Annotated in this window: 9 protein-coding genes and 1 pseudogene; 3 read left to right on the top strand and 7 right to left on the bottom strand. The window is 70.8% G+C overall.

The genetic code is table 11. The annotated features are described in order from the left end of the window. Positions 1–196 precede the first annotated feature (196 nt). A pseudogene (locus tag ACFY1J_RS24525) lies at positions 197–376 on the top strand (phosphoesterase); the annotation flags it as partial. Here the strand turns inward: ACFY1J_RS24525 and ACFY1J_RS24520 are convergent. Beyond that, entirely contained in the window at positions 330–884 is a 555-nt protein-coding gene (locus ACFY1J_RS24520; protein ID WP_390731914.1) for a GNAT family N-acetyltransferase, read from the bottom strand. The pseudogene ACFY1J_RS24525 and the gene ACFY1J_RS24520 sit on opposite strands and share 47 nt — an antisense overlap. Positions 885–936: 52 nt before the next feature. On the opposite strand from ACFY1J_RS24520, the gene ACFY1J_RS24515 reads away from it, so the two are divergent. Continuing rightward, a complete protein-coding gene (locus tag ACFY1J_RS24515; protein ID WP_390731913.1) occupies positions 937–1,332 on the top strand; it encodes a nitroreductase family deazaflavin-dependent oxidoreductase in 396 nt (131 codons plus the stop codon). A 3-nt stretch (positions 1,333–1,335) separates the two neighbouring features. On the opposite strand, the gene ACFY1J_RS24510 is transcribed toward ACFY1J_RS24515, so the two are convergent. The 6 genes from ACFY1J_RS24510 to ACFY1J_RS24485 all read right to left on the bottom strand — a co-directional run bounded on the left by ACFY1J_RS24510 (position 1,336) and on the right by ACFY1J_RS24485 (position 8,773). Next, positions 1,336–2,796, bottom strand: a complete 1,461-nt coding sequence (locus ACFY1J_RS24510) for an aldehyde dehydrogenase family protein (protein WP_390709769.1) — start codon at positions 2,794–2,796, stop codon at positions 1,336–1,338. Beyond that, complete coding sequence (locus tag ACFY1J_RS24505; protein WP_390732025.1) at positions 2,793–4,607, bottom strand: amidohydrolase family protein; 1,815 nt, start codon at positions 4,605–4,607, stop codon at positions 2,793–2,795. The genes ACFY1J_RS24510 and ACFY1J_RS24505 overlap by 4 nt, the downstream gene beginning before the upstream one ends. Next, the gene (locus tag ACFY1J_RS24500; RefSeq protein ID WP_390709768.1) at positions 4,570–5,694 is read right to left on the bottom strand and encodes an LLM class flavin-dependent oxidoreductase; all 1,125 of its coding nucleotides are present in this window, start codon (positions 5,692–5,694) and stop codon (positions 4,570–4,572) included. The genes ACFY1J_RS24505 and ACFY1J_RS24500 overlap by 38 nt, the downstream gene beginning before the upstream one ends. Positions 5,695–5,834: 140 nt before the next feature. Continuing rightward, on the bottom strand, positions 5,835–6,605 hold the full coding sequence (locus ACFY1J_RS24495; RefSeq protein ID WP_390709767.1) for an SDR family NAD(P)-dependent oxidoreductase: 771 nt from the start codon (positions 6,603–6,605) through the stop codon (positions 5,835–5,837). A gap of 9 nt (positions 6,606–6,614) precedes the next feature. Continuing rightward, positions 6,615–7,544 (bottom strand): LLM class F420-dependent oxidoreductase, encoded by a 930-nt coding sequence (locus ACFY1J_RS24490; protein ID WP_390709766.1) that lies wholly within the window; start codon positions 7,542–7,544, stop codon positions 6,615–6,617. After that, on the bottom strand, positions 7,541–8,773 hold the full coding sequence (locus ACFY1J_RS24485; protein WP_390731912.1) for an amidohydrolase family protein: 1,233 nt from the start codon (positions 8,771–8,773) through the stop codon (positions 7,541–7,543). The genes ACFY1J_RS24490 and ACFY1J_RS24485 overlap by 4 nt, the downstream gene beginning before the upstream one ends. Positions 8,774–8,981: 208 nt before the next feature. On the opposite strand from ACFY1J_RS24485, the gene ACFY1J_RS24480 reads away from it, so the two are divergent. After that, on the top strand, positions 8,982–11,930 hold the full coding sequence (locus tag ACFY1J_RS24480) for a BTAD domain-containing putative transcriptional regulator (protein WP_390731911.1): 2,949 nt from the start codon (positions 8,982–8,984) through the stop codon (positions 11,928–11,930).

Here is an 11,930-nt window from a genome sequence, read left to right as displayed (position 1 = left end):
GTGGCGTACGACACCGGCGTACGCGGCCTACATCCGGGCGGAACTGCGCCACGAGACCGCACTCGGCCCACTGCCGGGCTCGCCGGCAGCCTTCACGAACCCGGTCTTCCTGGGGCGCCGGCACACCGCAAACCAATGACCCTGCACCACCGCACCTCACCGTCCCGCACGTCACCGGTGGGCGCGAGCCCGGCTGACGAGCGACCCGCTGCCGGTGACCGGCTCCGGGGTGGTCGAGTGGCGTACGACACCGGCGTACGCGGCCTACATCCGGGCGGAACTGCGCCACGAGACCGCACTCGGCCCACTGCCGGGCTCGCCGGCAGCCTTCACAAACCCGGTCTTCCTGGGGCGCCGGCACACCGCAAACCAATGACCCTGCACCACCGCACCTCACCGTCCCGCACATCACCGGTGGGCGCGAGCCCGGCGGCGGTGGCGGATGCGCGGTGCTCCGGGTGGATGTGGGCGATGACGCTCTCCACCCCACTTTGTTCTGCGAGCCAGTCGACGAGCCCCCGGGCCGCCTCGGAGGCGATGTCCCGCCCCTGCCACGGCGTCCCGACCACCCAGGCGACCTCGGCGACGGCGCCCGTACCGCTGCTCCCCACCGGTCCGACCGTCGCCTGGACGGTGCCCGTCAGCCGGTCCTCGTCCCGGAGCCGGATCACCCAGTTCAGCCAGGTGACGGCGGGATCGGGGGAACCGGCGGTGATGCGCCGGTAGCGCGAGCGCAGCTCCCGCGGGGTGTCGGGGGCGCCGCCGACATAGCCGTGCAGGGCGGGGTCGGAGAGCACGCCTGCCATTTCCTCCGCATGCCCGACGAGCAGCGGCAGCAACTCCAGCCGCGCCGTGCGGATGATCCCGGCTCTCACGGTGCTCATGGGCGTACCTTCGCATCAACCGATCCAGCCGCCCGCGAGAGGCTCCGACCGTATGTCCCGCTACACCGATCTGAAGCACCAAGCCGTCACCCGGTTCCAGCGCCACCTCGGCAACCCGGTCCTGCGCCGGATCCCGCTCCAGACGGTCCTGGAGACCACGGGCCGCAAGTCCGGCCTGCCCCGACAGACGCCGGTGGGCGGACGCCGTATCGGTGACTCCTTCTGGCTGGTCTCGGAATTCGGCGAGAAGTCCCAGTACGTCCGCAACATCCAGGCCGACCCGACGGTCCGCGTCCGCATCAGGGGCCGCTGGCACACCGGTACCGCCCACCTCCTCCCGGACGACGACCCCCTGGCCCGCCTGCGCACCCTGCCCCGCCTGAACAGCACGGCGGTGTGGGCGCTCGGGACCGATCTGCTGACGGTACGGGTGGATCTGACGAGCTGACCCTCACCCCGGCCAGACGATCGCCTGCACCTCGCTGTACGCGTGCAGGGCATAGACGCCCACGTCCCGGCCCACCCCGCTCTTCTTGAAGCCCCCGAACGGTGCCTCCATGTTGCGGCCGACGGTGTTGACGCCGACTCCGCCGGCCCGCAGCCGCCGGGCCACCCCAAAGGCCCTGGCCACGTCACCCGACCAGACGTAGTCGATCAGGCCGTAGTCGGAGTCGTTGGCGAGGGCCACGCCCTCGTCCTCCTCGTCGAAGGGGATCACCGACACCACCGGGCCGAAGATCTCCTCCCGGGCCACCCGCATGTCGTTCGTGCAGTCGGCGAGGAGGGTGGGAGAGACGTAGAAGCCACGGTCGAGAGCGGGGCGTTCGCCGCCCGTCACCACCGTCGCGCCCTCCTTGCGGGCCAGTTCGACGTACGACTCCACCCGGTCGCGGTGTTCCGCCGAGATCACCGGGCCCACCACCGTGTCCGGCTCCCTCGGATCGCCCACCTTCAACCGGGCCGCGTAGGCCGCGAGTTGCCCGACCAGACGGTCGTACACGCCCCGCTGCGCCAGCACCCGTGTCGGCGCCGTGCAGATCTGGCCGCTGTAGAAGGAGAACGTCGTCCCGATCCCCGCCACCGCCGACCCGATGTCCGCGTCGTCGAAGACGACCGCCGCCCCCTTTCCGCCCAGCTCCATCAGCTGCCGCTTCATCTGCCGCCCGCACACCTCGGCGATGCGCTGCCCCACCGCAGTGGAGCCGGTGAAGCTCACCATGTCGACGTCGGAGGAGGCCACAGCCTCCTCGCCGACCTCCACCGCCCGGCCGGAGACCACGTTCACCACCCCGGGCGGGGCCCCCGCCGCTTCCAGCGCCTCCGCCATCCGGTAGACGGACAGCGGGTCCTGCGGTGCCGGCTTCACCACCACCGTGTTGCCCATGGCCAGCGCCGGGGCGACCTTTCCGGCCGGGTTCGCCCACGGGTTGTTGTAGGACGTGACGCAGGTGACGACGCCGACGGGCTGTCGTATCGCGAGCGCGCCCATCACGCCCGCCTTCCCCATCGGCCCCGCCTCGTTGATCTGCGGCGGGATCGCCCACTCGGCCGGTTCGACCCGCGCGTACCGGCGGAAGCGGGCCGCCGCCACCCCCACCTGCATCCCGCGCGCCGTCCCGGTCGTGGCCCCGGTCTCCGCCTGGGCCAGATCCGCGTACGGGAGCAGCTGGCCGCGGATGATGTCCGCGGCCCGCCCGAGCACGGCCGCCCGCTCCTCCGGGGCCGTCCGGGACCACGGGCCGAAGGCCTCGCGGGCCGCGGCGCAGGCCGCGCGCACCTGATGCCGTGAGGCCTCCGGCGCCAGGCCGACGGTCTCCTCGGTGGCCGGGTCGGTCACCGGGTGGTGACCGGCGTCCGGCTCCACCCAGGCGCCGCCGATGAACAGCCGCTGCCCTTCGGACGGGGAACTCACCGGGTGCTCACCGTCCTCGTGTCCCGCCCGGAGCGCAGTACCTTCCCGGGTACGGCCCCGCTCACCACGTCGTCCCGGATCGCCTCGATGCCGTTGACCCACACGGCCCGCACCCCGATCGCCCGGGAGTCCAGCCGCGGACTGTCACCCGGCAGGTCGTGCACCAGGGTGGCCTGGCCCGCGTCGATCCGCTCCGGGTCGAACAGCACCAGATCCGCATGCCAGCCCTCCCGGATCCGGCCGCGCTCACGCAGCCCGAACAGCCGCGCGGGGTCGTCCGTCAGCATCTTCACCGCCTGCTCCAGGCCCAGCAGCTGCCGGCCGCGCAGACAGTCACCGATGAAACGGGTGGTGTACGGCGCTCCGCACATGCGGTCCAGATGCGCGCCCGCGTCCGAGCCGCCGAGCATGACGTCCTCGTGCCGCCAGGTCTCCGCCCTGAGCGCCCAGGAGTCCGGGTCGTTGTCGGTGGGCATGGGCCACAGGACCGTACGGAGTTCGTCGGCGGCGCAGATCTCGACCAGGCAGTGGAAGGGGTCCTGGCCCCGCTCCGCCGCGATGTCGCGGACCACCCGGCCGGTCAGCCCGGCGTTCGCCTCGCTGTACGTGTCGCCGATGACGTACCGCCCGAAGTTCGCCAGCCGCCGGAAGACGCCGGCCTCCTTCGACCGGGCGCGCCGGAGCAACTCCGCCCGCACGTCCGGGTCACGGAGCTTCGTGATCCGCTCGGGGACGGGGAGGCCGAGGATCGGGCCCCACCCGGGGATGAGGTTGAGCGCGCAGAACGTACCGAGCGACATGTTCATCGGCGTGAGGATCGGCATCGTGAGGGCGACGATCCGCCCGCCCGCCTTCCGCGCCCGCTCGCTCGCCGTCAGCTGCCTGGGCACCCGCTCCGGGACCGCCGCGTCGACCGTGAGGACGTTCCAGTTCAGGGGGCGTCCGGCGGCCGCGCTCATCTCCACGAACAGATCGATCTCGTCGTCGCTGAACTGGTCCAGGCAGCCCGCGACGATCGCCTCGATCTGCGTGCCCTCGTGCTCCCCGACGGCCTTCGACAGGGCCAGCAGCTCGGCGGGCAGCGCGTGCCGGGAGGCGACGGGCTGCCCGTCCCCGTCGGAGTGCGTGCTGGACTGGGTGGTGGAGAAGCCCCAGGCGCCGGCGTCCATGGCCTCGTGCAACAGCCGTACGATCTCGGCGAGTTGTTCCTCGCTGGGCTGCCCGCCGACCGCGTCCGGCCCCATCACGTACCGGCGCAGGGCACAGTGCCCGACCATGAAGCCGGCGTTGACGGCGATCCGCCCTTCGAGCGCGTCCAGATACTCCCCGAAGGAGGTCCAGTCCCAGGGCGCCCCTTCCTCCAGCGCGACCAGGGACATCCCCTCCACCTTGGACATCATGCGGCGGGTGTAGTCGGCGTCCTCGGGCCGGTCCGGATTGAGGGGCGCGAGGGTGAACCCGCAGTTCCCGGCCGCGACCGTGGTCACCCCGTGGTTCAGGGAGGGGGTCGCGTACGGGTCCCAGAAGAGCTGGGCGTCGTAGTGGGTGTGCGGGTCGACGAAGCCGGGGGCGAGGACGAGCCCGATGGCGTCCTCGCTGGTCCGGGACTCCTCGGTGACGGTTCCGACGACGGCGATACGACCGTCACGGATGCCGACGTCGGCGGTGAAGGCGGGCACACCGGTCCCGTCGACGACGGTCGCGCCCTTGATGACGTGATCGAGCATGAACCTGGTCTCCTCAAACCTGCGATGCGGTGACCGACCTGCTTTCCTACGCCCCCGCCCCCGCCCGGAACCGCGTGGTCCGATGCACAGGATCCGTGTCGATCTTCGGAATCACGTGCTCCCCGATCAGCCGAATCGTCTGCAGCGTCTCCTCCCTGGGCACCCCCACCGGCAGCCCGAAGCTCAGCTGATCGGCCCCGGCCTGCTCCCACCGCTTGCACTGCCGCAGCACCTCGTCCGGGTCGCCGCAGATCAGCAGTTCCTCCTCGACCAGCAGCTCAACGAACTCCGGCGTGTACTCGGGAAGGGTCTCCGGCCAGACCGGGAAGCCCTCGGGCCGCGGGAACGTGTCGTGGTACCGGAACACCAGCGAGGGCAGATAGTGCAGCCCCCCGGACGCCGCGATCCGGATCGCCTCGTCGTGCGTCGGCGCGCAGATCGCCGTGGTGGTCACCATGACGTTGTCGTTCACGAAGTCCCCGACGGGCTCCGCGTTCACGATGGCGGTCTTGTACTGCTCCAGCACCCACTCCATGTCGGAGACCTTCTGGATGCTGAAGCCGAGCACGCCGAGTCCCTTCCGCGCGGCCATGGCGTACGACGGCGGCGACCCGGCCGCGTACCACATCGCCGGATGCGACTTGCCGTACGGCTTGGGCAGGACCTTCCTGGGCGGCAGCTGCCAGTGCTTGCCCTGGAAGCCGGCGTACTCGTCCTGGAGCCACATCTTGGGGAACTCGGCGATGGTCTCTTCCCAGATCTCCTTGGTGTAGTTCATGTCGGTCACGCCCGGCAGGAAGCCGAGGATCTCGTGGCTGCCCGCGCCCCGCCCGCTGCCGAACTCGAAGCGGTTGCCGGAGAGGTGATCGAGCATGGCGACCTTCTCGGCCACCTTCACCGGGTGGTTGACCTGGGCGAGCGGGTTGAAGATCCCCGAGCCGAGGTGGATGCGCTCGGTGGCGTGGGCCAGGTAGCCGAGGAAGACGTCGTTGGCGGACAGGTGCGAGTACTCGTCCAGGAAGTGGTGCTCGGACGCCCAGGCGTACTTGAAGCCGGACTTGTCCGCCTGGATGACGTACTCGGTCTCCTCCATCAGTGCCTTGTGCTCGGCCAGCGGGTCGGTCTCGGCGCGCTTGCCCACGTATCCCTGTACAAAGAGCCCGAATTCCAAGGCGGTTCACCGTCCCTGTTGTTCTTCGCCTGCTTCTGACGCTTGCTTGTTTCTGACGCCTCGTCAGATTCCAACTAGCGCCTGACTGTGGCACCACGGGGTTGCACCGTCAATAGCTGACGATTAGTCAGATCGCGCGGTCAGATCACGCTCACGCCGGCCAGCCACCCGCCGTCGATCACGAACGGCTGCCCGGTGATGTACGAGGAGTCGTCCGAGGTGAGGAAGAGGGCCAGCCGGGCCACCTCCTCCGGCCTGCCGATCCGGCCGAGCGGCACGAGCTTGCGGTACAGCTCGTCCAGGGCCCGGCTCATCTCCTCAGGGTCGGCGTCCGGGTCGAGCCGTGCCGGGTTGGACATCGCGGTGTCGATGGCGCCCGGACAGATGGCGTTGACCCGGATCCGGCGGCCGGCCAGCTCCAGGGCGGCGACCCGGGTGAGCCCCAGGACGGCGTGCTTGGTCGCCGCGTACGTGCCCACGGCCGCCATCCCGGTGAGCGCGGTGTACGAGGCGGTGTTGACGATCGTGCCCCCGTCGGCCATCTCGGGCGCCACGGTCTTCATACCGAGGAAGCAGCCGACCTGGTTGACCTGTATGACCTGCATGAACTCTTCGAGGGGCGTGTCCACGAGGGAGTTGAAGCGCAGGATGCCCGCGTTGTTGACGAGCCCGTCGACCCGGCCGTACGCCTTCTTGGCGGCCATGAGGGCCCCCTGCCAGTCGGCCTCCTCGCCCACGTCGAGGTGGACGTACAGCGCGCCTAGTTCCTTGGCGAGCTCCTCGCCCCGGTCGTCCAGCACATCGGTCAGGACGACCCTCGCGCCCTCGCCGGCGAACAGCCGCGCCTCCTGCTCGCCCTGCCCGCGCGCCGCTCCCGTGACGATCACGACGCGTCCGTCCAGCTTGCCCATGTCCACTCCTCAGCCTGGGTCGAGCCCGGGGGCGACCTCGGCCCCGAAGGCGGTCATCTGGTCGGTGAGCTCCGCGCGGCTGCGGCAGCGGAAGCGCACCTGGATCTGGTGCACGCCCATGGCCCGGTAGGCGCGCAGCGACTCGGCGAGGGCGTCGGGGGTGCCGGAGAGGGTGCGGCGCCCGACGTCCCAGGCGGGCGTGCCGACGTACAGGGGCTCGGTGATGGCTCCGACGGTCAGGGGCGCCTCGACGCCTGCTTCCGCCCGTATGCGCTTGAGCTCGGCGATCCGGGCGGGCAGCCGGTCCCGCGGATCCCCCTGCGGCAGCCAGCCGTCACCCTTGAGCGCGGCCCGGCGTACGGCGGCGGGCGAGGACCCGCCGACCCACAGGGGGACCTGGGTCTGGGCGGGCCGGGGAAGCTGCCCGAGCCCTTCGAAGTCGTACAGCTTCCCGTGGTGCTCGGGGAACTCGTCCGGGCCCAGCGCGGCCCTCAGCGCGTCGATCGTCTCGTCCAGCACGGCCCCGCGCTGCCGGAAGTCCACCCCGAGCGCCGTGAACTCCTCCTCCACGTGCCCGGCGCCGACCCCGAGGATCAGGCGGCCGCTCGCGAGGTGGTCGAGGGTGGCGTACTGCTTGGCGGTGAGGAGCGGATGCCGCAGGCCCACGATGGCGACATGGCTGAGCAGCCGCACCCGCTCGGTGACGGCGGCGAGGTGGGAGAGGGTGGCGACGGGGTCGTACCAGACCGTGCTCATGGCCGCGGCCAGCCGCCGCGGGACGGCGACGTGGTCGCAGCAGGCGATGTAGTCGAACCCGGCCCGGTCGGCGGTCCGCGCGATCTCCACCAGGTCGGCCGGTCCCGCGCCGGCCTCCCAGCCCTCGGCGTAGATCGTGCTCTGGGACTGGACGGGGAGCTGGATGCCGTAGGCGAGGCTCACGCGGACCCCTTCCACAGCCCGTCCCGAGTGAGCCCCAGCAGCTCGATGGCGTTCCCCCGGACGATCCGCTCGACGACGTCCGCCGGGAGGTGGCCCATCTGGGCCTCGCCGACCTCCCTCGACTTCGGCCAGGTGGAGTCGGAGTGGGGGTAGTCGGTCTCGTACAGCACATTGCCGACGCCGATGGAGTCGAGGTTGCGCAGCCCGAAGGCGTCGTCGAAGAAGCAGCCGTAGACGTGCTCGGCGAACAGCTCGGAGGGCGGCCGGGTGACCTTGTCGGCGACGCCGCCCCAGCCCCGGTTCTCCTCCCACACCACGTCGGCGCGCTCCAGGATGTACGGGATCCAGCCGATCTGCCCCTCCGCGTACATGACCTTGAGGTTCGGGAAGCGCTCGAACTTCCCGCTCATCAGCCAGTCGACCATCGAGAAGCAGCAGTTGGCGAAGGTGATGGTGGAGCCGACGGCGGGCGGGGCGTCGGCGGAGGTGGAGGGCATACGGCTGCTGGAGCCGATGTGCATGGCGACGACCGTGCCGGTCTCGTCGCAGGCCGCGAGGAAGGGGTCCCAGTCGTCGGTGTGGACGGAGGGGAGCCCGAGGTGCGGGGGTATCTCGGAGAAGGCGACGGCGCGGACGCCACGGGCGGCGTTGCGGCGGATCTCCGCGGCCGCCAGCTCGGCGTCCCACAGGGGTATGAGGCCGAGCGGTATCAGCCGCCCGCGCGCCTCGGGCCCGCACCACTCCTCCACCATCCAGTCGTTGTAGGCGCGCACGCACAGCAGGGCGAGCTCACGGTCCTTGGCCTCGGTGAAGGTCTGGCCGCAGAAGCGCGGGAAGGTCGGGAAGCAGAGGGCGGACTGGACATGATTGACGTCCATGTCGGCGAGCCGCTGCAAAACGTCGTACGACCCGGCCCGCATCTGCTCGTACGTGATCACCTCCAGCTTGATCTCGTCCCTGCTGTAGCCGACGGCGGTGTCGAGGCGGGTGAGGGGCCGGTGCAGATCCTCGTAGACCCACCAGTCGCCGATGGGCCCGTCGTCCCCCTGCCTTCCCATCACGGGCTTGAACCGCCCGCCGAGGAAGGACATGTCCTTGAGCGGGGCGCGGACGATACGCGGCCCGGTGTCCCGGTACTTGGCCGGCAGCCGGTCCTGCCAGACGTTCGCGGGCTCAACGGTGTGGTCGTCGACGGAGATGATCTCCGGCAGTTCTGTCCGGGTGTCCATGGCGCTCACGGTAGCGCCGATCTGACGGTCCGTCAGCTATCGTGCGGGCGTCCGTGATGGTGAGGTGTGTGCGGAACTGTGCGGAGAGCTTGTGAGGGGCTTGTGGACTCCAGTGAGCCGGGCTGTGATCGGCGTCTCGCACGGCTGACGCATCCGCCATGAACAAGGCAAACTGACGGAGTGGTTCGGGATGTCTAGGGGGACGGGCATGGACGGTGTACCGCGGGTACCGGAGCAGCGGCGCCCCGGCTCCTTGGAGGAGCCGGCCGCGCTGCGCTTCAGCGTGCTCGGTCCGGTGCGCGCCTGGCGCGGCGAGGAGCCGCTCAACACCGGCTCCCCCCAGCAGCGGGCGCTGCTCGCCGCCCTGTTGCTGCGCGAGGGCAGGACGGCGACCGCGGCCGAGCTGATCGACGCCCTGTGGGGCGCCGAGCCGCCCTCGCAGGCGCTGGCGGCGGTGCGGACGTACGCCTCGCGGCTGCGCAAGGTGCTGGACCCCGGGGTCCTGGTGAGCGAGTCCGGCGGCTACGCGGTCCGTGACCTGGGCGAGGGCGCACTGGACCTGGCGGCGGCCCAGGACCTGGCGGCGGACGCGGAGAAGGCGCGCAGCGCCGGGGATCTGTGCCATGCGCGGCATGTACTGAACCAGGCGCTGGGGCTGTGGGACGGCGAACCCCTGGCCGGCGTACCCGGCCCGTACGCGGATGCCCAACGCGTCCGCCTGGAGGAATGGCGGCTGCAACTCCTCGAATCGCGCCTGGACATGGACCTGGAGCAGGGCTGCCACGCGGAGGCGGTGTCGGAGCTGACGGCACTGACGGCCGCGCACCCGCTCCGCGAGCGCCTGCGCGAGCTGCTGATGCTGGCGCTGTACCGCAGCGGCCGCCAGGCGGAGGCACTGGCGGTCTACGCGGACACCAGGCGCCTGCTGGCGGAGGAACTGGGCGTCGACCCGCGCTCCGGCCTGAAGGAACTCCAGCAGCGGATCCTCCAGGCGGACCCGGCCCTCGCGGAACCCTCCGCTCCGGTGGCCGAGCCGGCGGCGGTCCCGGTACGGCCCGCGCAACTCCCCGCGACCGTCCCCGACTTCACGGGCCGCTCCTCCTTCGTCTCCGAGCTGAGCGAGGTGCTGGCGTCGGCCGAGGGCCGGGTGATGGCCGTATCGGCGCTGGCCGGGATCGGGGGCGTGGGCAAGACGACGCTGGCGGTGCACGTGGCGCACCAGGCGCGGACGGCATTCCCGGACGGACAGCTGTACGTGGACCTGCAAGGCGCGGGCCCACGGGCGGCGGAGCCGGAGACGGTGCTCGGCTCCTTCCTGCGCGCCCTGGGCACCCCGGACTCCTCCATCCCCGACTCGCTGGAGGAACGGGCGGCGCTGTACCGCTCGGTGCTGGACGGCCGCCGGGTCCTGGTCCTCCTCGACAACGCGAAGGACGCGGCACAGGTACGACCACTGCTGCCGGGCACCGAGGGCTGCGCGGCCCTGGTGACGTCGCGGGTGCGGATGGTGGACCTGGCGGGCGCGCATCTAGTGGACCTGGATGTAATGTCGCCGGACGAGGCGCTTTCCCTGTTCACGAAGATCGTGGGTGAGGAGAGGGTGGCGAGCGAACGCGAGGCCGCCCTGGACGTGGTGGCGGCGTGCGGCTTCCTGCCGCTGGCGATCCGCATCGCGGCCTCCCGCCTGGCGGCCCGCCGCACCTGGACGGTCTCGGTCCTGGCGGCCAAGCTCGCGGACGAACGGCGCCGACTGGACGAACTCCAGGCGGGTGACCTGGCGGTCAAGGCAACGTTCGAACTGGGCTACGGCCAGCTGGAGCCGGCCCAGTCCCGCGCATTCCGCCTGCTGGGCCTGGCCGACGGCCCGGACATGTCACTGGCGGCGGCTGCGGCGGTCCTGGATCTGCCGGTGGAGGAGACGGAGGACTTGCTGGAGTCCCTGGTGGACACCTCCTTGCTGGAGTCGGCGGCTCCTGGCCGCTACCGCTTCCACGACCTGGTCCGGCTCTACGCGCGTGCCTGCGCGGAACGTGACGAACAGCCGCCGGGCGAGCGGGACGCGGCGATGTCACGGTTGCTGGACTTCTATCTGGCCAATGCGTCGGAGGTCTATGCACTTGAGCGTCCTGGTGATCGGACGGTGGCGCACCTTGAGAAGAGCCGCTACGCGGGGCAGGAGTTCACCGATGCAGCGGACGCACTGGACTGGCTGCATGCAGAGGCCGAGCCTCTCCTCGCATGCGTCCAGCAGTCCCTGAAGCCCGCTACGTTGCGACGGGCCGTTGACCTCCTCGTGGCCACCATCGACCTGGCCGAGTCCGGGGCTGGTTCACTCCGGTACGAGAGGACGGCCATAGCGGCACGTGACGCCGCCGCCTCCCAGGGCGACGCGCATGCCGAGGTTCGCGCGCGGATCACGCTGGCCCAGGTCCTCAGCCAGGCAGGCCGGTTCGAGGAAGCGGAACGAGAGGCCAAGCGCGCCGATCTCCTCAACGAGGCCGCCGCCGACCCTTGGACCAGCAGCACCGCTCCCAACCAGCTGGGCATCATCGCGATTTGCAGGTCTCTCTACGCCGACGCCGAGGGCTATTTCATCCGGGCCATCGACGCCTTCCGCGCCGATGAGAACAAGCCGGGCGAAGCGAGCGCGGTCTGCAATCTGTCGCGGACGCTGGCCTCCATGGGACGCAGTGAGCGCGCTGTGGAACTTGCTCAACAGGGCATCAAAATCTACGACGACCTGGGCCTGTCGGTGCGTCTGGCCAATGCGCGGTACGCCTCGGGGATCGTCCTCACCCAGGCCGGCAGGCTGCCAGAGGCTCTGGAGCAGCTCGAAAAGGCACTTCACATCTTCAAGGACAGCCGTCAGCGCCTCTGGGAAGGCACCACCCACTTCCGCATCGCACAGGTACACCTCGCGGCCCATCGCCCGGCTCAGGCCGCTCAGCACGCCGAACAGGCTCTGGGGATCGGCTGCATCGGTGGTGACTGGATGAGGGCCAATGCTTTGACTCTCCTGGGCAAGGCCCTGGAGGCACTCGGCCAGCCGGACCGAGCCCGTGCTTGTTGGCGTGATGCTCTCGGTATCTACGACACGGCCGGTTCCTCCGAGGCCGCCGAGGTACGCGGCCTGCTGTCTCCACTCACCGCCGTCTGA

This window comes from Streptomyces sp. NPDC001406, assembly GCF_042895285.1.
Taxonomy (GTDB): domain Bacteria; phylum Actinomycetota; class Actinomycetes; order Streptomycetales; family Streptomycetaceae; genus Streptomyces.
Note: the sequence above shows the minus strand (reverse complement) of the source record. Positions and strands in the feature narration are given on the sequence as shown.

What these genes read in the sequence shown, in the direction of transcription:
- ACFY1J_RS24495 (WP_390709767.1), bottom strand. Translation starts at nt 6,605, where the DNA reads ATGGGCAAGCTGGACGGACGCGTCGTGATCGTCACGGGAGCGGCGCGC.
- ACFY1J_RS24480 (WP_390731911.1), top strand. Translation starts at nt 8,982, where the DNA reads ATGGACGGTGTACCGCGGGTACCGGAGCAGCGGCGCCCCGGCTCCTTG.
- ACFY1J_RS24485 (WP_390731912.1), bottom strand. Translation starts at nt 8,773, where the DNA reads ATGGACACCCGGACAGAACTGCCGGAGATCATCTCCGTCGACGACCAC.
- ACFY1J_RS24515 (WP_390731913.1), top strand. Translation starts at nt 937, where the DNA reads ATGTCCCGCTACACCGATCTGAAGCACCAAGCCGTCACCCGGTTCCAG.
- ACFY1J_RS24520 (WP_390731914.1), bottom strand. Translation starts at nt 884, where the DNA reads ATGAGCACCGTGAGAGCCGGGATCATCCGCACGGCGCGGCTGGAGTTG.